This window comes from Myxococcus sp. CA023 (assembly GCF_010998615.1).
GTDB lineage: Bacteria > Myxococcota > Myxococcia > Myxococcales > Myxococcaceae > Myxococcus.
The window spans coordinates 115,269-138,457 of the sequence record NZ_JAAEAH010000002.1 but is presented as its reverse complement, the minus strand read 5'-3'; the positions used below and the strand labels follow the sequence as shown (position 1 = coordinate 138,457).

At 70.4% G+C, this 23,189-nt stretch carries 18 protein-coding genes; 8 read left to right on the top strand and 10 right to left on the bottom strand.

Going from position 1 to position 23,189, the window contains the following annotated elements; all coding sequences use genetic code 11:
• Positions 1 to 37 precede the first annotated feature (37 nt).
• On the top strand, positions 38 to 1,051 hold the full coding sequence (locus F8M74_RS00995; protein ID WP_141254878.1) for an ABC transporter ATP-binding protein: 1,014 nt from the start codon (positions 38 to 40) through the stop codon (positions 1,049 to 1,051).
• 6 nt (positions 1,052 to 1,057) lie between these two features.
• On the opposite strand, the gene F8M74_RS00990 is transcribed toward F8M74_RS00995, so the two are convergent.
• On the bottom strand, positions 1,058 to 1,255 hold the full coding sequence (locus tag F8M74_RS00990) for a hypothetical protein (RefSeq protein WP_141254877.1): 198 nt from the start codon (positions 1,253 to 1,255) through the stop codon (positions 1,058 to 1,060).
• Positions 1,256 to 1,528: 273 nt separating this feature from the next.
• Here F8M74_RS00990 and F8M74_RS00985 point away from each other — a divergent pair, with 273 nt between their 5' ends.
• The 4 genes from F8M74_RS00985 (at position 1,529) to F8M74_RS00970 (ending at position 5,227) form a co-directional block, all read left to right on the top strand.
• Positions 1,529 to 1,834: a DUF2171 domain-containing protein gene (locus F8M74_RS00985; RefSeq protein WP_141254876.1), complete on the top strand. Its 306-nt coding sequence runs from the start codon at positions 1,529 to 1,531 to the stop codon at positions 1,832 to 1,834.
• A 295-nt stretch (positions 1,835 to 2,129) separates the two neighbouring features.
• The gene (locus tag F8M74_RS00980) at positions 2,130 to 3,203 is read left to right on the top strand and encodes a kelch repeat-containing protein (protein WP_228559592.1); all 1,074 of its coding nucleotides are present in this window, start codon (positions 2,130 to 2,132) and stop codon (positions 3,201 to 3,203) included.
• A gap of 121 nt (positions 3,204 to 3,324) precedes the next feature.
• Positions 3,325 to 3,699, top strand: coding sequence for a hypothetical protein (locus F8M74_RS00975; RefSeq protein ID WP_141254874.1), 375 nt, complete (start codon positions 3,325 to 3,327; stop codon positions 3,697 to 3,699).
• Positions 3,700 to 3,820: 121 nt separating this feature from the next.
• Positions 3,821 to 5,227: a M24 family metallopeptidase gene (locus tag F8M74_RS00970; RefSeq protein WP_141254873.1), complete on the top strand. Its 1,407-nt coding sequence runs from the start codon at positions 3,821 to 3,823 to the stop codon at positions 5,225 to 5,227.
• A 57-nt stretch (positions 5,228 to 5,284) separates the two neighbouring features.
• Here F8M74_RS00970 and F8M74_RS00965 read toward each other — a convergent pair whose 3' ends face one another.
• The 6 genes from F8M74_RS00965 to F8M74_RS00940 all read right to left on the bottom strand — a co-directional run bounded on the left by F8M74_RS00965 (position 5,285) and on the right by F8M74_RS00940 (position 11,809).
• On the bottom strand, positions 5,285 to 7,078 hold the full coding sequence (locus F8M74_RS00965) for an Ig-like domain-containing protein (protein ID WP_228559590.1): 1,794 nt from the start codon (positions 7,076 to 7,078) through the stop codon (positions 5,285 to 5,287).
• Between the two features lie 65 nt (positions 7,079 to 7,143).
• Positions 7,144 to 8,676 (bottom strand): caspase family protein, encoded by a 1,533-nt coding sequence (locus F8M74_RS00960; RefSeq protein WP_141254872.1) that lies wholly within the window; start codon positions 8,674 to 8,676, stop codon positions 7,144 to 7,146.
• Positions 8,673 to 9,464, bottom strand: coding sequence for a hypothetical protein (locus F8M74_RS00955; RefSeq protein WP_141254871.1), 792 nt, complete (start codon positions 9,462 to 9,464; stop codon positions 8,673 to 8,675). Before F8M74_RS00955 ends, F8M74_RS00960 begins: the two co-directional genes overlap by 4 nt.
• A complete protein-coding gene (locus F8M74_RS00950) occupies positions 9,461 to 9,973 on the bottom strand; it encodes an RNA polymerase sigma factor (RefSeq protein ID WP_216619838.1) in 513 nt (170 codons plus the stop codon). The genes F8M74_RS00955 and F8M74_RS00950 overlap by 4 nt, the downstream gene beginning before the upstream one ends.
• Positions 9,974 to 10,061: 88 nt before the next feature.
• A complete protein-coding gene (locus F8M74_RS00945; protein ID WP_141254869.1) occupies positions 10,062 to 11,225 on the bottom strand; it encodes a cytochrome-c peroxidase in 1,164 nt (387 codons plus the stop codon).
• Between the two features lie 173 nt (positions 11,226 to 11,398).
• On the bottom strand, positions 11,399 to 11,809 hold the full coding sequence (locus F8M74_RS00940; protein WP_171410180.1) for a hypothetical protein: 411 nt from the start codon (positions 11,807 to 11,809) through the stop codon (positions 11,399 to 11,401).
• 425 nt (positions 11,810 to 12,234) lie between these two features.
• On the opposite strand from F8M74_RS00940, the gene F8M74_RS00935 reads away from it, so the two are divergent.
• Positions 12,235 to 12,693 (top strand): DUF2267 domain-containing protein, encoded by a 459-nt coding sequence (locus tag F8M74_RS00935; protein WP_141254867.1) that lies wholly within the window; start codon positions 12,235 to 12,237, stop codon positions 12,691 to 12,693.
• A gap of 59 nt (positions 12,694 to 12,752) precedes the next feature.
• Here the strand turns inward: F8M74_RS00935 and F8M74_RS00930 are convergent, their stop codons facing one another.
• The gene (locus F8M74_RS00930; RefSeq protein WP_216619839.1) at positions 12,753 to 13,430 is read right to left on the bottom strand and encodes an outer membrane beta-barrel protein; all 678 of its coding nucleotides are present in this window, start codon (positions 13,428 to 13,430) and stop codon (positions 12,753 to 12,755) included.
• A 110-nt stretch (positions 13,431 to 13,540) separates the two neighbouring features.
• On the bottom strand, positions 13,541 to 15,274 hold the full coding sequence (locus F8M74_RS00925; RefSeq protein ID WP_228559588.1) for a S8 family serine peptidase: 1,734 nt from the start codon (positions 15,272 to 15,274) through the stop codon (positions 13,541 to 13,543).
• A gap of 349 nt (positions 15,275 to 15,623) precedes the next feature.
• Here F8M74_RS00925 and F8M74_RS00920 point away from each other — a divergent pair, with 349 nt between their 5' ends.
• Positions 15,624 to 17,966 carry a serine/threonine-protein kinase gene (locus F8M74_RS00920; RefSeq protein ID WP_141254865.1) on the top strand — a complete coding sequence of 781 codons (2,343 nt, stop codon included), beginning with the start codon at positions 15,624 to 15,626 and terminating at the stop codon, positions 17,964 to 17,966.
• Between the two features lie 31 nt (positions 17,967 to 17,997).
• Here F8M74_RS00920 and F8M74_RS00915 read toward each other — a convergent pair whose 3' ends face one another.
• The gene (locus F8M74_RS00915; protein WP_228559586.1) at positions 17,998 to 18,669 is read right to left on the bottom strand and encodes a hypothetical protein; all 672 of its coding nucleotides are present in this window, start codon (positions 18,667 to 18,669) and stop codon (positions 17,998 to 18,000) included.
• Positions 18,670 to 19,080: 411 nt separating this feature from the next.
• Between F8M74_RS00915 and F8M74_RS00910 the strand changes: the two genes are divergently transcribed.
• Positions 19,081 to 23,181 (top strand): two-component regulator propeller domain-containing protein, encoded by a 4,101-nt coding sequence (locus F8M74_RS00910; RefSeq protein ID WP_216619840.1) that lies wholly within the window; start codon positions 19,081 to 19,083, stop codon positions 23,179 to 23,181.
• Positions 23,182 to 23,189 lie beyond the last annotated feature (8 nt).

Genomic DNA, 23,189 nt, shown 5'->3' with positions numbered 1-23,189 from the left:
GGGCGTCCAGAGGCCGGGCGCCCGGGAGGCAAGGCGTTTGGCGACGGTGTCCCTGGAGGACGTGCGCAAGGTGTACCGGGGCGGCGTGGTCGCGGTGAAGGGCGTGAGCCTGGACATCGCGGACGGCGAGTTCATCTCGCTGGTGGGCCCGTCGGGCTGCGGCAAGTCCACGACACTGAACCTCATCGCCGGGCTGGAGGAGATGTCGGGCGGCACGCTGCGCATCGATGGCGCGGTGGTGAATGACATGTCACCGCGGGAGCGGGATATCGCCATGGTGTTCCAGAGCTACGCGCTCTACCCGCACCTGGACGTGGCGCGGAACCTCGCCTTCCCGCTGAAGGTGGCGGGGATGGCGAAGGCGGAGATCGACGCGCGCGTGCGCGAGGTGGCTTCGCTGCTGGGGCTGGAGGGCCTGCTGTCGCGCAAGCCGAAGGAGCTGTCGGGAGGCCAGCGGCAGCGCGTGGCATTGGGGCGCGCCCTGGTCCGCCGTCCCAAGGTGTTTCTCTTCGACGAGCCGCTGTCCAACCTGGACGCGACGTTGCGCACGCAGATGCGGGGGGAAATCAAGAAGCTGCACGAGCAGCTCAAGGCCACCTTCGTCTACGTCACCCACGACCAGGCGGAGGCGATGACGTTGTCGGACCGCGTGGTGGTGATGAACCAGGGTGAGGTGCAGCAGGTGGCCCCGCCGCGCGAGCTGTACGACGCGCCGGCGAACCTGTTCGTGGCGGGCTTCTTCGGCGCGCCACGCATCAACCTGGTGAGGCCCCGGACGCTGGGGCTGCCGGACGCGGACGTGGTGTTGGGGCTTCGTCCCGAGCACCTGGAGGTGGGGCAGGGCACGCCGCCACCGGACGCGCTGGAGGGCCGCGTGTACCTGGTGGAGTCCATGGGCGCGGAGAGCTGGGTGACGGTGGACGTGGCCGGGGAGCGCATGGTGGCGCGCGCCGCCGGGGACTTCCGTGTGCCCACGGGCGCTCCGGTGTGGCTGCGGTATGACGCGGCGAAGCCGCGGCGCTTCGATGCGAAGTCGGGCCGGGCCCTGTAGCGGGCCTCAGGCGTAGACCTGTTCTCCCTCCAGGCTCATGTCGAGCCGGCGGTTGAGTTGGTCCAGCCGCTCATATCGCTCGCGCAGCAGGTCGCGATGGGCGCGCGGGTCCGCATGGGCCATCTCTTCCAAGATCGCGCGCAGCGCTGTGTCCAACGCTTGCTTCACGTCGCGCGCCTCCACGGCGGACAGTTCCAGCAACATGGTGCACCTCCTGCCTGGAACGTTAGGCACGCACATACCCATGTGGCCTCGCCGCCTGCCCGGAGTACGCCAGGGCTGGCGGCCAGGCGCCTCGCGTTCTCCTGGCAGGACATGAGGCCCGGCGGCCCCTGCGTTCGCGCGGTGGTGGAGCGGCGGGCCGTCGTCGCGAGCGCTCCACCGTGTGCGCCGTTGCAGGTGCGTCCCGTCATGCCCGCTCGCACTGTTGTCTGGGAGTCCCGGACGGGCCGGGCACCCGAGCGCGAGGAGGCCGGAATGATTCGGACAGACGACGTACACGAAGGCATGACCGTGCGGACGGCGACGGGCCGTGTCATCGGGCGCGTGGCGGGCATCGGGGACACGCACTTCGAACTGGAGCAGGGGCTGATGCCCATTCCCCGGCGCGACTACCTGGTGGAGTTCTCCGACGTGGACTTCATCCGCGGCCACGACGTCTACCTGGTCAACGCGGACCATCCGCTCCTCGCGCTGGAGGTGGATGACGACGGCGGCGCGCTCCCGCCTCGCCATTCCGAGGGACTGGAGCGCGAGCCCGTGAATGTCGACGTGGAGTCTTGAGCCGCGAGAAAACGAGTGACGCAAGGCGTTGCACGTTCGCTCCGGCCCGCTCTGGACAGGTGGCCGGACAGGCCCCGAGTGCCGGGTAAGCGTCGGGAATCACTCAGGTTGGACCGCCCTGGAATGTCAGACGGTCAGTCTAGACATGACTGCTTCGACGGGCATTCCAGGTGGGGTCATGCAACGGTTTTCGGCATCATGTGTCACGGTCATTCTCTTCGCTGTCTCGTTCGCTTGCAGCGCGGGTCCGCGCGCGGAGGACGGGGGAAATGGGGCGGCGGAGCAGGGCCTGTTCTTGTCCACACCCCGCAAGCTCCTGCCCTTCGTGGTGATGGAGAGCGGGCATGTGCTGGCCTCGGGCGGGCATGACGGGAGCCGAACGCTGGGCAGCTGCGAGGTGTTCGAGCCGGAGACGGGCCGCTGGCGTGAGACGGGGGCCCTGCGCACGCGCCGGCGCAACCACGCCGCGGTGCGGCTGACGGACGGCCGAGTGCTGGTGATGGGCGGCTCCAACGGCTTGGCGATGGGCGCGCTTGCGGACGCGGAGGTGTATGCGCCGGCCACCGGGACGTGGACGGAGGTGCGCCCCATGGGCGTGGCGCGCAATGACCCGGCCGCGGTGCTGCTGGCGGATGGGCGCGTGCTGGTGGCGGGGGGGACGGATGTGGACCAGCGGCCGCTGCGCTCGGCGGAGGTGTTCGATCCTGCGACGGGGATGTGGAGCGCCGTGTCGCCTCCGGGCTTCTCACGGGGTGGGGCTCAGACGGCGGTGGTGCTGGCCAACGGCAAGGCCCTGTTCGTGAGTGGCCTGCAGGCGGAGCTGTATGACCCGGTGACGGGACTCTGGGAGAAGGCGGGACTCACCGGTGGGGCGGCGGGCACGCACCGGCTGGCGCACTCGGTGACGTTGCTGCCGGATGGGCGCGTGTTGGTGGTGGGGGGAACCACGGCGCGCGCGGCGGCCACGGCGGAGGTGTATTCGCCGGAGACGGGTGTGTGGACGCTGGTGGGAGCGCCCAAGGTGCCTCGTGAGCATCATGCGACGGTGGTGCTGCCGGATGGCGCGGTGCTGATGATGGGCGGCGAGCACTACACGACGGGGGCGCTCGCGTCGGTGGAGCGCTTCGATTTGAAGACGGAGACGTGGTCTTCCGCGCCCGCGCTGGACGAGCCGCGCGAGAAGCTGGGCGCCCTGGCGCTGGGCGATGGCGCGGTGCTGGTGATGGGCGGTGGCAACGAGGCGGCGGGCATGCTGTCCGAGAGCGAGCGCTATGTCCCGGATGCTTGTGTCGTGGAGCCGTGTGCTGCGCGAGAGATGGATGGGGCCGAGGCCGTGATGGAACTCTCCGTGGCCGGGCAGGTCGAGTGACGCGCGTCTCGCAGGCCTCGCTGTGTGTGGGTGAGCGCGGCGAGGCTCGAGGTCGCTGGGGGCAAGCGGGCAGGCAGGCGTTGAGGGTGACTCCAGCGTTAGCGCCGGGTGAGATGGGGGCATGAACCCGTGGAAGGCGTCGCTGGTGGTGTGCGTGTGGCTCGTGGCGTGTGGTGGCTCGGAGGCACCGCAGCGCTCCTACGCTGGCTGGTCGGAGCGCGTGGCGGCATCCGCGTGCGCGTATGAGGAACAGTGCGGAACCCTGACGGTGTCACGCGAGCAGTGCGAGGCGGACCGCATCGCGGCCTACGCGGCGGTGGAGCCGGACCTGTCGCGAACCGAAACTGGCGCGAAGGCGGGCTGCGTGCAGTGCATGCGCGTGCGCATCGATGAACTCGACGCGGTCGCCGCGAGCGGTTGCCTGAAAGCCATCGACGAAGCCCGTCTGCTCGCTGTGTGCGGCGTGGATGGCGCGGCCTGTGCGGGCGTGCCCTGACGCCGGCGATTTCACGGCTGCTCCCTGCGTTCCGGAGTCGCGGGCCTCTCGGGGCGTGAGCCGCTGACGGCGTGCGGACTCCGCGCGCGCCGCGTGCCGGTGCGTGACAGACTGCGCGGCCATGCGCACTCGGACCCTGTTGCTTGCCCCGTTGCTGCTCTCCACTTCCTGCGCCACCGTCTCTCCGAAGGCACAGGCACCGGACGCCACCACCGCCGAGGCGAAGTCCCCGGCACCCGAGCGTCCCTTTGGCACCCTGCGTGAGCAGGCGAAGCGCCAGCAGGCATGGCTGGCCGAGCGTGTGGAGAAGGCCCTGCCCCAGCTCATGCGCCAGTACGGCGTGGACATGTGGGTCATCCCCATGCGCGAGTACAACGAGGACCCTGTCTTCAAGGCGCTCGTCTCGCCAACGACGTTCGCCGCGCGCCGCCGGACCATCTACGTCTTCTTCGACCGAGGTCCGGAGCAGGGCGTGGAGCGGCTCGCGCTGGGAGGTGGCTCGCAGGGAGGCATCTACACGCCGCGCCGCGCGCAGCGGCAGGTGGACGGCGGCGGTGTGAGTCGGCAGGCGGAGCTGTGGGGCCCCGAGCAGTGGCAGGTGCTCAAGCAGGTGGTGGAGGAGCGCCAGCCGAAGCGCATCGCCCTCAACGTGTCGCGCACCTTCGCCTTCGCGGACGGCCTCACCCATGGCGAATACGAGGGCATGGCGGAGGCGCTCGGCCCGGACTGGGTGAAGCGCTTCACCTCCGTGGACGGGCTGGCGGTGGACCTCCTCGCCTGGCGCAGCGCGGATGAGGCCCGCTTCTACGAGGAGCAGACGAAGCTCGCGTGGAACATCATCGAGACGGCCTTCTCCAACCAGGTCATCACCCCGGGCGTCACCACCACCCGTGACGTGGAGTGGTGGATGCGTCAGCGCCTGGCGGACCTGGGCCTGGAGACGTGGTTCCAGCCGTCGGTGGACATCCAGCGGCAGGGCGTCACCGAGCAGGAGCTGGGCGACGACCCCATCATCCAGCGTGGCGACGTGCTGCACTGCGACTACGGCGTCACCGCGCTGGGTCTCAACACCGACACCCAGCACATGGGCTACGTGCTGCGTGAGGGGGAGACGGACGTCCCCGCAGGACTGAAGGCCGCGCTGAAGACGTCCAACCGGCTGCAGGACATTGTCTTCGAGGAGCTGCGTCCCGGTCGCACGGGCAACGACATCCTCCGCGCCTCCCGCGAGCGGATGCGCGCCGAGGGCATCGACGGCACCGTGTACTCGCACCCCATTGGCCTGCACGGCCACGGTGCCGGCCCCATGGTGGGCTTGTGGGACCGCCAAGAAGGTGTGCCCGGCAATGGAGACCACAAGGTGATTGCGAACCAGTGGTACTCCATCGAGCTGCAGGCCACGTCCGCGGTGCCGGAGTGGAACGGCCAGCGGGTGCGCTCGGCGCAGGAAGAGGACATCACCATCGACGCCGAAGGCCGCGTGCACTGGGGCTGGAAGCGCCAGACGGACTTCCATCTGGTGCGCTGAGCACGGTGCCGGGATGCTGGGCGAGCGGCCTCACTCCGGGGCCGCTCGCGGCGAGCCCTACTGTGGCCGCACGACGGTGAAGCCCGACAAGACCCAGGGGAACGCGTTTCCGTCGAGGAGGAACGTCGACAACGTCTCCCCGGAAATGAGTTGCTTGGGCTCCCAGGCTCCGGCGCGGCGCCTGCGGTAATAAGTCTTGTTGTCCTGAGGAAACGGATATTCGGTCCAGGCCAACCACGGCTCGTTGTCGCGGTCCACGACGAGCCTGAGCGATGCATGCGTGCTGGTCTGGCTCAGGACTTCAATTGATTCGGGCGTGGACCAGTTGGATGACCAGGAGCGCAGCGCCGCGGATGAGAATCGGATGGTGCTGACATTGGTCGTGGGGTTGATCTCGCTCCATGCGAGGGCAGCGCGGTTGTTGGGCTGAAACGCAAGCTCCACTCGATCCACGGAGGTGTCCGCCGGGATGGGGATGGACGAGCCCACGGGAAACCATCTTCCGTTCTCGAACATGCTGACGTGAAGGTGGAGGGAGCCGGTATCAGCGGAGGTCTCCAGCCAGCTCACGAAGACCACGCTGTCGGCGGCGATGGCTGCCCGCCACGAAGGGGTGCGAGGCGCAGGGTTGGCACTGAGCGGCTCTCCCAGGGCAATCCATTCCGTGCCGTTCCACTCGATGACGCGCACTTCGGTTTCGTTCAGCTCAGGCATCTGTTCCAACGCGATGACGGGACGTCCCCACCAGTTCAATGCCAGCTTGACCTGGGTGTACTCGGATTGTGTGTCGTAGGGCGCCCCCAGGCGTTGCCAGGCCGTTCCGTCGTAACGCACCACGTGAATCTGGTCGAACCCGGTTTCTTCAACCTCTTCGCGCCAGGTGGCGACGAGGGTCTCCCTCGTCGCGGCAATTTGGAGGTCCAGGGCGCGCCGGGAGCGTGCATCCTCCGCCCGGAGTGGAGGGAGCTGCTGCCATGCATGACCATCCCACCGCGCGACGGCCGGTTCCGATGCGCTGTCGGTGAAGCCGACGACGGGCATTGTTCCGCTAACGCCGCTTCCCAGCACGAGCGACATGGGGACGACGGAGGAGTTCGTCGGGTCCAGGGGCTCCGTGGCGCGGGCGAAAGGCCAGTAGGTGGCGTTGTGGGTGAGGGAAAAGGCCGTCAGGCTCGGGTCGAGCAGGTTGCCGGCCCGGTCGGTCAGCGTTCGCTGGAGCAACACCGCATGGAGCGTGGTGGGAGGGCGGATCGGCGATGTCGGCACCAACTCGAGGACCGTTCCGTCCTCACTGAGGGCCGCTCGATGGGCGACGGAGAACCCGTCCGGGTCACGCAGTTGGGTGGGCACGGGCTGGAGTGAGCCCGGCTGCAGCGGCTCGGAGAAGACGAACGCCAGCGGAGACGTCACAGCCGGGTGGCTGAGGCGCGGGAGCCAGGAGACGATGGTGGGGGGCGTTCGGTCCACCTCCACGGAGGCGCTCTCCGCCTCGAAGTTCCGGTCCTCGCCCACGGCTCGGGCCACGAACGAGAAGCGGCCCTCGGCATGCGTGGCGCAGTCGATGACGTGTTGGTACGGCGCCTCCAGCATCATGGGCTCTTGCGCGTTCGTGAGGAGCTCCACGCGCTCCGGCGTGCCGCCTTCCACGGAGACGAAGAGCGTCCACTGGCCTTCCCGGCAGTACTCGGGACCCTCGGTCCGAACGGTGACGCGCAGCTCGGGAGGTGGTTCCTCTTCGCCGGGGGGAGGCGGCGGGACAGGCTCTGATTTCAGGCTGTCACAAGCGGTGGTTCCCAGTGCCACATAGAGCAACGGGAGCGCCCAGCGGGCACGGGTGCGGCGGGGAGTCATGAGGAGCCTCTCGGATGGAGTTTCGCGTGTCGTGCCTTGGACACGCGAACCCGCGAAGTTGGGACTCAGCGCACGAAGCTGATTCCCAGACTCCCCCCGAGCGACAGCGCGGACGCGGTGCCCGCCTCCTCACGGACCCAGGTATGTCCCGCGTTCACGAGCAGCGACACACCGAAGGGCCCGTGCACGGGCAGCCATGCGCCGCCCACCGCGCCCACCATGGGTTGCAGGGCGAGCGCCTTCTCTCCATTGCTGGGCTGCCATTGCTGGGACAGGGTGGCGCCTACCTCCACCGCGCCGTGGAGCCTCAGGCTCCGCCAGACGCGCGCGTCATGGCCCACGCCCAGCCGCAGCGTGTGGTCGTTCTGCCGGAGGTTCCCGGAAGGATGCCGTCCATGCCGCACGTCCACGCCTGCGGTCATGACGTTCGCCCAGGCCGCCGCCCACGTGTACTGGAGCGCGGCGGTGCCACCCATCATCGCTCCGAAGGACGGCACGAGCGGCCTGCCGACGCTGGGCCCCACGTGTATCCGCAACGCTGACGCCTGCTCGCCCTTGAGCGAGTTGACCTCCAGCCGCTGGGGGCGGAGCTGGGCCCGCGTGAGCTGCGCGCGCCCGGCGTCGGGCACCTGCACGCGCGCCGTCATCGCGGTGTGCTCGCCGCGAGTGGTGACGATGTATCCACCCGCGGGAAGGGCGAGCGTGGCCGTGCCCGCGCCCTTGCGCAGGTTGCCCAGGAAGGGTTCTCCCGCCAGCGTGAACACGGTCCAGTCCCCGGGCTCGTCGATGGCGAGCGTCAGCAGCGACGTGGCCTGCGCGGGAGAGGAGAGGATGAGGTCCCCCTTCCCCTGGAGGTCGAAGTGGAAGCTGGGATGCTGCGCGCCCGCGCGGGACATCAGCGAGGACTCCACCGTCCGCGCGTAGGAATAGGTGTAGGCCTCCGCGAGCGTGACGCGGCCATCCCCGGACACGTCCGCCGCCCCGCGCAGCGCGGCGACCAGGTGGTGCGTGAAGACGGAGCCCCCGAGCGCGTCCGACTCCTGCGCGGCTTCATCCGCGGCAGAGGCGGTGATGATGACCCGTCCCGCCAGCTCCGGCCGCTCCACGCTCACCAGGACGCCGGGAATGGGCTTCAGCCCCTTGAGCCGCACCGCCTCGCCTGACTGGCACGAGTCCACCACCAGCAGCGCGACGCTCACCGGCGCGCGCTCGATGAACCGCACCAGCTCATGCAGGGGCAGGTTCGTGCCGGACAGGTGCAGCTCGCCCGCGTCCGCATGGCTGGAGACGTAGACGAAGAGCTGGTCTCCCTTCCGCGCCTGCGCCTGGAGGTGGCGCTCGAAGCGGGACACCGCCTGTCGCACCGTGTCCGCGTCATTTCCCAGGACGAGCACGGCATCCTCTCGCCGCACGCCGCCCACCTCGTACAGCACGTCCATCAGGGTGCGCGCGTCACGCTCCGCGTAACGCAGCACCGCGTCCGCGCTGGAGCCCCGGTTGTTGCCCACCGCCAGGGCGAACCGGCGCGGGCTGCCGTCCGCGACCGCTGCTGTTGGCTGCGCCGCCACCACCGCCGCCAGGAGCAGGGCGAGCGTCATGGACGGGCCTCGACCTGGAGCGCCACGGCCGCGTGCGCCACGCCCGGGGGGACGCCGGCGAGCGACAGACACGCGGCCGACATCGGCGCGGCGCGGCACTCCGGCTTCAGCGTGCTCAACCAATCCCGGACGGTGTCGAGCCGCAGCGGCGTCTCCGAGTACAGCGCGTGCACCACAAAGTCTCCTTGGGTGACCTGGAACAGGGGGGCGGGCTGCGCGGCGGCCAACTCGCCGCTCTGACGTCCTTCGGGGGGCCACAGTGCCTCCACCTCTTTCCCGCTGTCCATGGCAACGACCAGCGCGTAGCGGTGCCCCCCACTCCTCAGCCGGAGCGCCACCTCGTCGCCTTCCTGGAGTAGGGGGTTGATCTCGCCGTCCTTCAGCCGGAGCAGCTCCACCTGAGGAGGTCCCTTGATCCGCATGCCCAGGAGCGGCTCCTGCGTCCCCGGATGGGCGAAGGGGGCCTCGGGGGAGGGGCCCTCGGGCGAGGTCACCGGGTCCACCGCCCGTGCTCCGCGGACCACCACCACGGTGGCCAACGTGGCCAGGACAGGGACGAGCAGCCACCGGGTGAGCCAGGCGCCGCCGGGCTTCCGTGGCGGGGCCGCCCGCTCCGACAGGACGCGAGCCCGGACGCGGGCGAAGTGGGGCCCGGCACGGACCTTCTCGGCGTGCGACTCCAGCAGCGCCAACCGCTCACGGCAGGCGACACAGGAGTCCAGGTGTGGCGGACTCATACCGCCAGCGACCACCTCGTCCATGACGAGGTCCGACAGGTGTTCACTCATCCGGCACCTCTTCGAATCCCCTCGGGCTCACCCAGCGCGCGGGCCAGGGCGCTGATGCGCTGGACGTCGCGGACAATGGTCTTCCGGGAGAGCCCCAGGACCTGGGCAATCTCCTCCTGGGACATCCCATCCAGGTAGTGCAGCGTCGCCACCGTGAGGGCGCGCTCGTCCAGTTCGCGCGCCAGCTTCATCAGGAAGTCGCGGCACTCGGTGGCGGCGAGCGCGTCCACAGCGCCTTCGCTTCCGGCATCCTCCGGGGCGACATCCCGCAGGGCCCGGGTGCGGAGCATGTTGAGGCAGACGTTGGTCGTCACCCGGTAGATGAACGTCATCGGCCGGGCCTCCCGCCGGAATGCGGCGGCGGATTGGAGGACGCGGATGCAGGACTCCTGCACCGCGTCCCAGGCGTCCGCCTCCCGCTGAAGCAAGGCGAAGGCCCTCCGGTACATGCCAGGGGCATACCGGTCGTACAGGTCCTGGAGCTCCTTGGCGCTCAACCCTGGTGGCATCTTCGCCACCTTGGACACGGGGGCCGGGACAACTGGGACATTTCCCGTGCGAAAAGGTGCCGGGGCCCCAAGGGCCGCCCCGCCTGCATCAGGGGTGCGTCGCGCCCGTCATGGACTGGAGCAGCGTCACCAGCGCGCGCTTCTCCTCGTTCGTCAGCTCCAGCGGCACGATGGTCACCGTCTTCTGACCCACGAAGCTGCCGGCCGCATCGCCGCCCTCGTTGTAGAAGTCGATGACCTCCTCCAGCGTGGTCTGGGCGCCGGTGTGCATGTACGGTGCCGTCAGGGCCACGTTGCGCAGCGACGGCGTGCGGAACGCGCCTTCCAGCGTCGCCGGGTCCGCCTGGGTGCGCAGCGTCTGGAGCCGCGCCGCGATGGTGCCGGTGGGCGCGTCGCTATAGCGGCCGGCGGCGTTGAACTCCCAGTCCAGCAGCGGCGTTAGCGCGCTCCACTGCCCGCCCGCGCCCGAGCTGCTGTCCTGCACGCCGATGTTGTGGAACAGGTCGTCGGTGAGCGCCGGCCCCTTGTGGCAGACGATGCACTGGCCCTTGCGCAGGAACGTCTTCAGCCCCAGGTACGCCGGGTCCGCCTCCGCCTGGCCGGCCTCGGCCGCCGTGATGAAGCGCCGCACGTCCGTGTCGAAGGGCGCGTCGATGCGCATGAGCGTCCGCTGGTAGGCCGCCATCACCTTGCCCACGTTGGCCAGCAGCGCCGAGTCCGTCTCGTCCGCGGGCGCCTTGCCGAAGAGGGCCTGGTACTCCGTGGTGTACGACTCCTCCGCGGTGAGCCGGGCGCGCACCACCTGCGCGTCCGTGTTCATCTCCACCGGGTTGAGCAGCGGCAGGATGGCCTGGCTCCAGAGCCGGTCCGCCCGTCCGTCCCACATGAACCAACGGTTGTAGGCCACGTTCAGCAGGGTGGGCGGGTTGCGCTCGGACAGGTGTCCGTCGCAGCCCTTCGCCTTGGCGGTGGACACCGTCAGGCCCTCGCCGCCATGGCAGCTCGCGCAGGACACCGTGCCGCAGCGCGACAGGCCGCTGTCGTGGAACAGCACGTCGCCCAGCGCCTCGGCGCGCGCGACCCCGTCCATCCGGTTGGTGCTGTCCTTCGGCGGCTGCCGCCCCAGGCTGTGGAGGCTGCGGAGCTGGTCCAGCTCGTCGAGGTTGGGGAACGGCTCTTCGGATTCACACGCCATGCCTGACCCGCCCAGGGCCAGGGCGAGCGTCACGGCGCGCAAGCGGTACGGAGTCATCACCCAACTCGTCTTTCTGCGAAGGACCCGGGAAGCTTCGCGTCCCCTTCGACGCGAATCAATCCACAAGGGCCCCTTGCCCGCCAGACGAGTTCGTGCTGATGGCGTGACGCCGCTACGCCTGCCCCATGGGGAGGGCTGGACGGGCGGCGTCACAGGCGTGCTTCAGGACCTCAGGCGCCGCAGCTCAGGGCGAAGTCGCGCGTGGCGGTGCCGTAATCGCTCACCTTCACAGTGGAAGGCTCCGGGGTGATGGTCGGCGTGGCGCCCGTCTCGCACTTCAGGCCGCCGCCCGCCGCGAGCCCGACCTGGAGGTCGGTGTTGCTGGGGACGCCCGACACCGTGAAGGAGCAGCGGTTGCCGCGGCTCGGCTTCACCATCGTCCGGCCCAGCCCGTTGGTGGGCGCGTCCGGCGAGGCCACGATGACCTGGAGCTGCCCGCAAGCGTCATCGGCACGCAGCCCGCTCTCCGGCAGGCGGATGACGCCGGCGATGGTGGCGTTGCCCTCACGGCCACCGCCACCGCCCGTGGTGGCGCAACCGGACGCGGCAAGGACCAGGGCGGCTACGGCAATGCGATACATGAAATCCTCAATTCTTGATGGTTGAGATGGCGGCAAGGTCGCCGTGCAAGCGGTCTTACGATGCGCCCTCAAGACAATTGCGATGGGAATTCATTCCAGCCACCCCTCGCATTCTTCGTGGGGCCGGGATTTGAACAGTTCCCAAGGAGTTCCAGGCGGTTTTGAACGCCATGTGTTTCCGGCGGAGCACGCCGCGTGGCGCTCCATCAGATGGAATCATCGGTCGAATCAAACACAAACGCTTGACGCGTTTGGCTGTCACCTCGGTCCCAAAGACGGACACGGAAGTCCCGAATCCGGGCATGTCTGGTCTTGGCGCGCGGAGGCTCTTCCCACGTGACGGGCGGCCCTGCCTCCGCCGCGCGGTCTGCTGTCAGCGCTCCCGCGCACCCCCACGGTGAAGGGCAGGGAGAGGAGACGACACCATGTCGATACAAAAGCAGGAGCGCACGCCTTCGTGGACGGGACTGGGCGTGGGGACGGACCGCAAATCGTTTCTGGACGCAGTATCCTCCCAGATTCCGGATTACGAGGCGGACAAGGCCGCCGAGGCGGTGTTCTGTGCGTTGTCGGAGCGCCTGTCCGGTTCGTGGGTGGAGCACCTGCGCGAGCAGCTCTCGCCGGACGTGCGCGAGTTGTTGCGCGGTTGTCACAGGCACCGCGGCGAGGCGCCCGCGAAGCTGGACCGCGACGACTTCTACTTGATGGTGGCCAACCACCTGAACGCCGAACCAGAGAACGTGCGGCTGGTGCTCCACGGCGTGTTCTCCGCGCTTCATGCCCAAATCACCGAAGGGGAGGCGAAGAAGTTGGAGCAGCAGCTTCCCGCCTGGCTCCAGGGGACGTGGGCCGCCGCGCGGATGCATGTCGATCGGCCCTACTGAGGCCGTGCAAGGGGCGGGGCACCCGGGGGAGAAGGCCCCGGACGCTTCCGCCGCCGCCGTCAGTAGGTTCCGCCCAGCGAGAGCATCGCCGAGTAGCGGCCGTCCAGCGCGCCGGGAGCCCGGCCGCCCGGGGCGAAGTCCTGGTCGAACAGGAAGTTGTAGTTCACCCGGGCGTCGGCGGTGATGAGGTTGCCCATCTGGTAGCGCAGGCCCGCGCCGGCGGGCACGTAGCCGCTGGTGTCATCGGAGAAGCCGCGGACGGCGCCCCGGGCGTCGTTGCGGACGTTGTAGCGGTCCAGGCCGATGCCCGTCAGGACGTAGGGCTGGAGCCGGGTGTCGGTGAAGCTGCCCACGACGACGGCCTGGCCGGCGTTGCGAACGATGTCCGGTCCGCCCTCGCCGTCGTCGAGCAGCCCCATGCGGCTGTCGATGTCGCTCAGGCCGCCGCTGTAGCCCAGCTCGACGGCGAAGAATTCGTGCGGCCGGTAGCCCAGCGCGGCGCCATAGGAGAAGCCCGGCGTGACTTCCGGCGCGAGCTGACCGGTGTAGCCCTCCAGGCCGCCGCCCAGTTGGGCATAGATGCCGGTGTCGGCCCGCTTCCGCCCGCTGTCGCTGAACTCCACCGTCTCCGCGGACCGCATGCGCGGCTCCGCGATGGGGCGGTCCTCCGCCTGGGCCAGCGCGGCGCCGCCCCAGAGCGCCGCCCCGCACAGCGCGCCACGTACGAGTGCCTTCATGACGGACTCCTTTGTTCGCGTCCGAAAGGCAACGTGGTCCGCGCGGGAGGGCCTGGCAATCAGGCCCACGCGGGCCGTGGGGCACCTGGTGCGACTGTCCTTCCCACCCCTCAGGGCAGCTGGGTGAGGACCTCCAGCGCGCTGCGGGCCTGCACCAGCCCATGGCCAAAGTCCTCGTCATGGCCGGAAGGCCCCAGGTCCTTCGCCGAGGACAACAGGGCGTGTTTGACCTGGTCCGGCGTGGCGGAGGGACGGGCGCTGAAGAGCAGCGCGGCCACGCCGCTCACGTAGGGCGTGGCCATGGAGGTGCCGGACATATAGGCGTAGTCCGCCGGGCTCATGCTGATGCGGGCCAGCTCCCCCAGCATCCGGTGCAGCACGGTGCCACCCGCCTGGGTGATGGTGACGGCGGGCACCCACTGCCCTCGCCGAGGCATGGCGAGGATGTCCACGCCGCCCTCCCAGCTCGAGTTACCGAAGATGACGGCGCGCGCGCCCTGCTTCATCACGTTGACCATGGCCATGTCGGTGGGCACCTCGCCGTGCCGCACGTACGCGACGAAGCCGCTGCACGTGCTGCCCTTGCACGAGTCCAGCGTCGCGCCGCCCCCGCAATCCACCAGCTTGCCCCACTTGTTCTCGATGGGGGCATACAGCAGTGAGCGCGACAGCGGCCGGGTGTCCCGCACGTCCACCGTGGAGAACGCGCCCTGTCCGCGCGGGAAGGTGGACAGCACGTCCACGCCCGGGGCTACCAGCGCCAGTTGGCTTCCGCCGGAGGAGAAGGTGGCCCGCTGGTCCAGGGCGTCCACCGCGCCCACCGCCAGCACGTGCGGGTCCGACGCGGGGTAGTCCACCCGCTGGGCGTTGCTGTTGCCCGACGCGGCCACCACCAGGATGCCCTGCGCGTGGGCCGCCGCGAAGACCTCGAACGTCGTCTTGGAGGGCACGCCGCCGCCCAGCGACAGGGAGATGACCTTGGCGCCCTGCTCCGCGCAGTATTCCACCGCCGCCAGGACGAAGCTCATGTGCGTACGGCCGTGGATGTCCAGCACCCGGGCGATGATCAGCTCCACGCCCGGTGCCACGCCCATCACCCCGGTGTCCGACAGCTGGGGCGAGCCGCGCCCGCCGTGGCCTGGCCGCGCCGCGATGATGCCCGCCACGTGCGTGCCGTGGCCGGTGCCCCAGCCGTGGCCGCTGCTGAAGTCGGAGGGGTCGTCATCGTCCTCCAGCAGGTCGCGGCCGGCGACGACCGCGTCGCGCAGCTCCGGGTGCTCCAAATCCAAGCCGCTGTCGATGACACACAGCCGCACGCCCGCGCCCGTGGGCCGGTCCGGGTCCGGCAGTCCGTCCCCATCCACGTCCCACACCTCGTGCGCCTGGACCTTGCGCAGCCCGGGGGTGAACTCGCGCGGCGTGGCGCCCCGCGCCACCGAGGCCAGGACGGGATGAATCGGCACGGTGGCGGGGGCCAGGGCGCGCCACTCCTGGTCCAGCTCGATGCTCTCCACTGTCGGGTCTTCGGCCAGGAGCGCTCGCTGTTCCTGGAGAGTCATGCGCGCCGCCACCGCGGGCGTGGAGCGGAAGGTGGCTGTCACCTGTCCACCCACCTGTTGCACGCGGGCGGTGCCCATCACCCCCTGATTCCGGTAACGGATGATGACCCGCTGCCGGCCATCGTCATCCGTCAGGGGGGCCTGGACGTGCCGTGTCTCCACGGGTTCCGACAGGGAGCCCGCGATGATGTTCGGGCAGACCTGGCTCTGGGCTCCCTTGTCTGAGGAGTCGTCCGGCCCACATGCCGCGAGTGCCAACAGCCCCATGAGTCCCCACCGCTTCATGAGCCGCTCCTTCTCGAACGGCACCCGGCGGAGACACCGGGCGCGCATCCCCCAGGGAGCGCATTTCGCGAAAGCGTGGCAACGGACTGGGGGGCGCCCCCCTGCCTGAGGTGCGGCGGTTCACACCGCATCTGTTGAGCGGCGGAATGAGGCTCCAGATCAGGGTTGCCTTCACGCACGCACCCGGCATTCGCCGCTCTCCTGAACACCCACCCCGCCCGACGGGTACGCGGCGGCCGCACTGTCGGAGGGCGAGTTTCCGTCCATGGCCCTGGCAGTGTCTGAGGGAAGGAAGTCGCCCGCTGCTTGATTCCGTCCGCTTTCGGGTGCTTCGCTGCCGCCAGACGCCATGAGTACCGTCCCTACAGAGTCCTCCCGCTTCCTTGGGCGCTATGAGCTCGTCCACCCCCTGGGCCAGGGGGGCATGGGGGAGGTGTACCTGGCGAAAATCAGCGGCGCGGCCGGTTTCGAGAAGCCGTGCATCGTGAAGACGATTCTGCCGGCGCTGCTGAAGGACCGTCAGTTCCTGGATCGGTTCCACCACGAGGCCAAGGTGTTGGTGCACCTGGTGCACTCGTCCATTGCCCAGGTCTACGACATGGGTGAGGCGGACGGCACGTACTTCATGGCGTTGGAGTACGTGGCCGGCGTGGACCTGGCCTACCTGTTGGAGCAGGCGCGCTCGCAGGGCGTGGCGGTGCCGGTGCCGGTGGCGTTGTTCCTCGGCCAGCGCATCGCGGAGGGCCTGGGCTACGCGCACCGCAAGACGGGGCCGGACGGCTCGCCGCTGGGCATCGTCCACCGCGACGTGTCCCCGCACAACGTCATGGTGTCCTATGAAGGTGAGGTGAAGGTCATCGACTTCGGCCTCGCCAAGTCCGCGGCGCGCAGCAAGTACACGCTGCCGTCCACGGTGATGGGGAAGCTGGGGTACATGTCCCCCGAGCAGGTGCGCGCCGAGCCCCTGGACCACCGCAGCGACATCTATTCGTGTGGCGTCGTGGTGTGGGAGATGCTGGCCGGCCGCTCGCTCATCCCCCATGGGACGGTGGGCGAGATGATGGCGGCCATGTCGCAGCCGGTGGTGCCGTCGCTGAGCGAGCTGCGGCCGGACGTGGACGCCGCGCTGGACGCCGCCGTGCGCCGCGCGCTGACGGCCCGCCCGGACGACCGCTACATGCGTTCGGACGAACTGGCGCGCGCGCTCAACACGGAGTTGGTGCGCTCGGGGACCGCGATGGGCGCCGAGGAGGTGGGTCACTTCGTGCGCGCGCTGTGCCCGGAGGCGTTCGACGCCCAGCGCAAGCTCATCTCCAAGGTGTCTTCGTCCTCCAACCACCGCCGCACCCCCGCGCCGGGCTATGGCACCGGGCCGCAGCAGGCCGCGGGCTTCGAGCCCACGCTGATGCGCGGCCCGGCGGTGCAGTCCGGGTTCGGCTCGGGAGGCGTGGCCCGTCCCGGCGCCATCTATGCGGACGGCGATGACCTGGGCACCGGGAGCACCACGGTGCGGCCGCCTTCCGACTCGCCCTCCAGCGTCGTGGTGGCTTCGGGTGGCGAGCCCGCCGCGTCCCAGTCCGTCGTCGCGCCCACCGTCGTGTCCGCGGCGACGCTGGAGGAACGGGCGTCCCGGAAGCGGCCTGTGGGGCTCTATGCCGCCATCGCCGTGTTGCTGGTGATTGCCACCTCCGCTGTCACCGCGCTCTTCGTCCAGTCGTCGGGCGTGGCGCCGGTGGCTACCGGGACCGTGGCCGGTGCTTCAGGGCAGGTCGCGTCGCCCCCGGCTTCCGACGAGGGGGTGGAGACGCCCGTCGCCGCCGCGCGGCAGGGGGCGACCGTGGAAGCAGCGCCCTTGTCCGACGCGAGCACGGGCGCTGACGCCGGTGCGGCGGTGGTGGCCGCGGGCGGGCCGGGTTCCGCAGAGGTGGCGTCCGCGCCGTCCTCGGTGCACGCCGAGAACGACAAGGCGGAGCCCGAGCGGGCTCGGACGCCACGCCCCGCGTCGGTGAAGACTTCCGCGAAGAAGACGGCGGTCACCGTCGAGCCCGCCGTCGTCTATGCCACGCCGGCGAAGGTGCTCCCGATTCAGCGCGCGAACGGGCGCTACTATGTCGACCGGAGCATCATCGGGCGGGGCTTCCTCCCGGGCGCGGAGATGGACGTGCTGGGGCCGTTGAAGAACGGCAAGCGCGAGGTGCTGGGGCGGGCCCGGGTGGTGCGGCCGGGACGCGGCGTCGTGATGCGACCCACGCGGGCGTTCATCGAACTGGATGACCGTGCCCTGGCGGCTTCGGGGGACCTCTTCGTGGCGGCGCCTGGACGGGATGACGCCCCCGCCGACGCGTCGGCGACCGAGGAGTCCCAGGCGCAGGCCGCCGAGCCCGACAAGGGCGAGGTGGAGGCCGTCGTGGCCGCGGCCCCCGCGAAGCGCACGCTGCGCGGCCACGCGAGCGAGCAGGGCGGGGTGGGCGGCTTCCTGGACCCGGGTGTGGAGGTCCAGAACCACGAGTCCATCGACTGGACGGACTGCTACGTGGTGAAGGACATCCGCAAAGCGGCGTGGCTGGGCGTCGTGAAGGCCGGGGACCGGAAGACGGCCAGCCGTTTCCGCCACAACCCGAACTTCGACGTGGGCTCCGGCTACCTGGGCGTCATCTGCAAGGAAGGCGAGCTGCGGGTGAAGGTGCGCTGAGGCGCTCCGCGCCGTGACGGACGCGGAAGGCTCACGGCCCCAGCCGCGCGCCGGCGACGGGGCAGTCGGCGACGAGCGCCTTCACCTCGGCGTCCCCACTCCGGGCGTTGCGCACCGCGCGGTCTAGGGACGTGCGGCACTGCCACGTCACCTCGCGCGTGCCGTGGCAGCAGTGCCAGCCCGTCAGCGTGCGGCCCAGGTACTGGAGCATCTCCGCCTTGGTGGGGGTGACGAGCAGCCACACCGCGCCCGCCAGCACCGCCAGCCAGGGCAGCTGGAGCGCCACGCCCTTGAGGCGAGGGCCCGCGCCGGGAGCAACGGGCTCCGCGTGGAGCCCGAGCAGCGTGTCCAGGGGACGGCGCATCAGCACCCCGTTCAGCAGCAGGTCCAGCGGCGTGGTGAAGGCGCGGGCCAGGCCGCGGAGCAACCCGGGCGTGCGCTCCGCGTGCACCAGCTTCACCCCGGCCACCTGTCGCCAGAAGGTCCGGCCCGTCAACCCGCCCACGGCGGACGCGGTGAGCCACGCCAGGGCCATGGCCAGGGGCATCGATAGCGGGGTGCGGTCCTGCTCCAGCGCGCGTAACGCGCCCCAGCCCACGAGGACGGACGTCCCCAGGTCCAGCACATCCGCCACCCACAGGTGCCACTGGTACCGCGCCTGCGTGGTCACCTGGTCCGTCGCAAACAACGACCCGTTGCTCATCCACCCTCTTTTCGGCGCGCGGAGCATAGACCGGACGGGAGGACGTGCGCCTCATGGCTCCGCTGGGTTCGACCAGGGGACACCCAGGGTGTCGCATTCCCGCAGTGGCGCGGTGGGGGCGTGGCTCGCATCTTCACCACTGCGCGACGCGTCGGAGGCCTCCGCCACCACCGGGGCCTCCTCGCCGGGCGCGCAATGGCCAAGGCCATGACGGAGCCGGGGGTGCGGTTCCCGGCTCCACAGGTGGTGGCGGACGCGGCGGCAGCGGCGGGGGGAAGTCGGTGGGGCTGTACAGGGGGAGGAGGCCGGTCCCTCGCCGCTGCCGCCAAGACCGTTCACTGAACGTTCCACCTCCGGTGAATTCGGCGGCGTGTGGCCTCTGGGCCGTTTCTGCCGGACACTGCAGGCGACATGCGCACTCCGGGGCAGCGAGCCCGCGCTCTCGGGCGGGGGTTCATCGGGTGGTTCTTCGTCGTGGGACTCGTCCTGGCAACGCCGGGCATGGCCCTGGACCCCCAGCGTCGTGTCTCGCAGTACAGCCAGGACACGTGGCGCAGCGACGACGGGCTGCCGCAGAACAGCCTGCTGTCCATGGTGCAGACGCGCGACGGCTACCTCTGGCTGGGCACGTGGGAGGGACTGGCCCGCTTCGACGGCGCGCGCTTCACCGTGTTCGACAAGCGCAACGCGCCGGAGCTGCGCAACCACACCATCAAGGCGCTCGCGGAGGATGCGTCGGGCACGCTGTGGATGGGCACGGGCCAGGGGCTGGTGGCGTACCGCAAGGGCCACTTCGAGCGCGCTCCCGGCGCCGCCGCGCCGCTGGACTCCGCGCGGGTGGAGACGTTGGTGGCGACGGATGGCGTGCTCTGGGTGGGGACGACGACGGGCCTCTGGCAGGTGCCGCTGGGCGAGGGCGTGGCGCGCCAGTACACGGTGGCGGATGGCCTGCCTGCCTCCCACATCACGGCACTGACGCCCGGTGAGGGCACATCGCTCTGGGTGGGCACGCCGGAGGGGCTGGCCCGGTGGGTGGATGGGCGCGTGGAGCCGGCGCCGTTCCCCTTCCCCGGGCCGGAGTCCCGGCCCTATGTGATGGCGCTGCGTCGCGATGCGACGGGCGTGCTCTGGCTGGGGACGAAAGCGGGCCTCTATTCGTGGAATGGCGTGGTGGCCCAGCGCTTCACGACCGACGAAGGCCTGCCGTCCCTGTCCGTCAACGCGCTGTACGCCGACGGTGACGGCAACCTCTGGGTGGGCACGCATCGCGGCGGCCTGACGCGGCACAACACGAAGGGCTTCAGCGAGCCGGTGCCCGGCATGGAGTGGATGGCGGAGTCCGCGGTGCTGTCGCTGCTGGAGGACCGGGACGGCCACCTCTGGGTGGGCACCTATTCGGGCCTGATGCGCCTGCGTGACGGTCCCTTCGCCACATATGGCATCCCCGAGGGGCTGGCCGACGAGACGGTCAGCGCCGTGCTGGAGGACCGCCGCGGCACGCTGTGGGTGGGGACCACCAGCGGCCTGTTCCGGTACGAGGACCGCACGTTCCACCACGTGGGCACCGAGCAAGGGCTTCCGGAGAGCGTCATCCCCGCGATGCACGAGGCGCATGACGGGACGTTGTGGGTGGGCACCCTCACCGGTGCATACCGGTATGACGGCCAGCGCTTCACGCGCGTGTCGCGCGCGCAGGGGCTGCCGCACGACGTGGTGACGGCCATCCTGGTCGACTCGCGGGGGGACACGTGGTTGGGCACGCAAGCGGGCCTGGCGCGGATGCATGGCGGCGGCGTGACGGTGTACGGCCCGAAGCACGGCTTCACCAACCCCATCATCGTCATGGTGGAGGACTCGCACGGCCGGGTGTGGTTCGGCTCGGACACGGGGCTGGTGCGCTGGGACGGCGAGCAGAAGGGCTTCCAGCGCTTCACGCAGCAGGACGGGTTGCCGGGCGACCTGGTGCTGGCGCTGCACGCGGACCCTGACGGTACGGTGTGGGTGGGCACGGAGACGGGGCTGGGCCGGTGGCGCGAGGACACCTGGGCGCGCTTCACCGTCGCGCAGGGCCTGTACGACGACGCGGTGTTCAGCCTGGTGCCGGACGGGGACGGCTCGCTGTGGATGAGCAGCAACAAGGGCGTGTCCCGCGTGTCTCGGCGCGACCTGGAGGATGTGGCGGCTGGCGTGCGTCCGCGTTTGACGACGCTGGACTTCGACACGCGCGACGGCATGCGCAGCGCGGAGTGCAACGGCAACACGCAGCCGTCGGCGTGGCGGGGGCAGGACGGGCGGCTGTGGTTCACCAACCTGCGCGGCGCCATCGTGGTGGACCCGGTGCGGGTGCGCGAGAGCCGGCAGCCGCCCGAGGTGCGGATTGAAGAGGTGCGCGTCCAGGGCTCGCCGGTGCCGATGGAGGGGCCGGTGGAGCTGGAGCCCGGGGCCTCGCGGCTGGAGATTCGCTTCACGGCCTTCACCCCGGTGGACGCGGCGCGGCTGCCCTTCCGCTACCGGCTGGCGGGCCATGATGACACCTGGGTGCACGCGGAGTCGCGGCGGGCCCTGTACAACGGCCTACGGCCAGGCAGCTACCGCTTCGAGGTCCAGGCGAAGGGCCGGGACGGCGGGTGGACCGAGCCGGTGTCCCTGGACGTCGTGTTGGAGCCGAAGCTGTGGCAGCGCACGGGCTTCTGGCTGCTGTGCGTGCTGGGCGTGGGGATTCTGGGCGTCAGCGTGTACCTGCTGCGCGTGGGGCAGTTGAAGGACCGCGAGCGGTGGCTGGCGGAGCGCGTGAAGGACCGCACGCAGGCGCTGGCGCGGGCCAACGCGGAGCTGGAGGCGAACATGCGCACGCTCCGGCAGGCGCAGGCGCAGCTCGTGCAGACGGGGCGGCTGGCGGCGGTGGGACAGCTCGCGGCGGGCGTGGGGCACGAAATCAACAACCCGCTGGCGTACATCGTGTCGAACCTGGAGCACGCCAGCGAGGAGGCGGACGCGCTCGCGCGGGAGTTGGACGGGACGCGCGACGTGGGCGCTCGCTTGAAGGATGTGAATCAGGCGCTGCGTGACGCGCTGCTGGGCGCGGACCGCGTGCGGCGCATCGTCCAGGACTTGAAGATGTTCTCCCGGCCGGATGACGAGAAGCAGGGGCCGGTGGAGTTGCACGCGGTGCTCGACTCGGCGGTGAAGATTGCCATGGGCGAGCTGCGCCCTCGCGCGAAGCTGGTGCGCGACTACGGCGACGTGCCGCGCGTGGAGGGCAACGAGGCGCGCCTGGCACAGGTGTTCCTCAACCTGCTCATCAACGCGGCGCAGGCACTGCCGGAGGGACGGGCGGAGTCGAACGAGGTGCGGCTCGTCACGCGCAGGGGCTCGGATGGGCGGGTGGTGACGGAGGTGCGCGACACGGGCAGCGGGATTTCGCCGGAGCTGCTCGGTCGCATCTTCGACCCCTTCTACACGACGAAGCCGGTGGGCGTGGGCACGGGGCTGGGGCTGTCGCTGTGCCACGCCTACCTGACGGCCATGGGCGGCACCATCGCCGTGGACAGCGAGGCCGGGCGGGGCTCGGTGTTCCGCGTGACGCTGAGGGCCGCGGCGGAGGCGCAGCGGGTTGGAGAGGACGGTGCCTCGGTGGAGCCTCCCGCGACGTCGGAGCGAGGCGTGCCGGGGGCCGCGGTGCCTGTGACTCCAGCGTCTTCGGGACACATCGCGACGGCGCCCGACGTGTCCGTCGAGCACGGTGTGGCGGCGAGCGACGCGACCACGATGCGCCTGCGTGGCGAGGCAGCCCCGCATGCCGAACTGGACTCGACGCCGCGGGCCTCTGCTCCGGAGCGGACGCAAGGCGCTGGGGGGGGCCTCACTCCTCCACAGGCGAAGTCCACGGACGGCCGGGCAGTGGATTCCGACGCCCTGGCGGCGAGCCAGGAGAACGGAGGGCGGATGGCCTCGCAGGACGCCAGTGTCACATCCGGCATGTCACGGTCATCGGATGCGGGCACCGTGGGCTCGCACCTGGGCGAGCCGTCGTCCACCCATGCGAGCGCGGATGGGCCGCCTCCAGACCGCATGGGCGAGGATGGACGGTTCTCCGCTACCGAGGCGGCAACGCGAGGCCGCGTGCTGGTGGTGGACGACGATGCCCTGGTGAGTGGCGCCATCCGCCGCACCCTCGCGCGAGAGAACGACGTGGATGTGTTGGTGAGCGCGCGGCGAGCCCTGGAGAAACTGACCGGGCCAGAGGCCCGTTACGATGTGGTGCTCTGCGACCTGATGATGCCGGAGATGACCGGGATGGACCTGTACGACGCGCTCGCGCAGGTGGACTCGCGAGCGGCGGAACGCATCGTGTTCATCACCGGCGGCGCCTTTACGGCCACCGCGCGGACGTTCCTGGAGCGCGTGGGCAATCCGCGCGTGGAGAAGCCCTTCGACCCGGAAGCCTTGCGTCAGCTCGTCCGGTCCGAAGTGGCGCGTGCTCGCCGGGAGGCGTCGGGCCGGGCGGCATAGCTCCCGGC

Coding starts and splice junctions, on each gene's coding strand:
- F8M74_RS00960 (WP_141254872.1), bottom strand. CDS start 8,676: ATGACGCTCGCCCTGCTCCTGGCGGCGGTGGTGGCGGCGCAGCCAACA.
- F8M74_RS00955 (WP_141254871.1), bottom strand. CDS start 9,464: ATGAGTGAACACCTGTCGGACCTCGTCATGGACGAGGTGGTCGCTGGC.
- F8M74_RS00975 (WP_141254874.1), top strand. CDS start 3,325: ATGAACCCGTGGAAGGCGTCGCTGGTGGTGTGCGTGTGGCTCGTGGCG.
- F8M74_RS00915 (WP_228559586.1), bottom strand. CDS start 18,669: ATGAGCAACGGGTCGTTGTTTGCGACGGACCAGGTGACCACGCAGGCG.
- F8M74_RS00940 (WP_171410180.1), bottom strand. CDS start 11,809: ATGTATCGCATTGCCGTAGCCGCCCTGGTCCTTGCCGCGTCCGGTTGC.
- F8M74_RS00910 (WP_216619840.1), top strand. CDS start 19,081: ATGCGCACTCCGGGGCAGCGAGCCCGCGCTCTCGGGCGGGGGTTCATC.
- F8M74_RS00965 (WP_228559590.1), bottom strand. CDS start 7,078: ATGACTCCCCGCCGCACCCGTGCCCGCTGGGCGCTCCCGTTGCTCTAT.
- F8M74_RS00935 (WP_141254867.1), top strand. CDS start 12,235: ATGTCGATACAAAAGCAGGAGCGCACGCCTTCGTGGACGGGACTGGGC.
- F8M74_RS00970 (WP_141254873.1), top strand. CDS start 3,821: ATGCGCACTCGGACCCTGTTGCTTGCCCCGTTGCTGCTCTCCACTTCC.
- F8M74_RS00950 (WP_216619838.1), bottom strand. CDS start 9,973: ATGCCACCAGGGTTGAGCGCCAAGGAGCTCCAGGACCTGTACGACCGG.
- F8M74_RS00920 (WP_141254865.1), top strand. CDS start 15,624: ATGAGTACCGTCCCTACAGAGTCCTCCCGCTTCCTTGGGCGCTATGAG.
- F8M74_RS00925 (WP_228559588.1), bottom strand. CDS start 15,274: ATGAAGCGGTGGGGACTCATGGGGCTGTTGGCACTCGCGGCATGTGGG.
- F8M74_RS00945 (WP_141254869.1), bottom strand. CDS start 11,225: ATGACTCCGTACCGCTTGCGCGCCGTGACGCTCGCCCTGGCCCTGGGC.
- F8M74_RS00990 (WP_141254877.1), bottom strand. CDS start 1,255: ATGTTGCTGGAACTGTCCGCCGTGGAGGCGCGCGACGTGAAGCAAGCG.
- F8M74_RS00930 (WP_216619839.1), bottom strand. CDS start 13,430: ATGAAGGCACTCGTACGTGGCGCGCTGTGCGGGGCGGCGCTCTGGGGC.
- F8M74_RS00985 (WP_141254876.1), top strand. CDS start 1,529: ATGATTCGGACAGACGACGTACACGAAGGCATGACCGTGCGGACGGCG.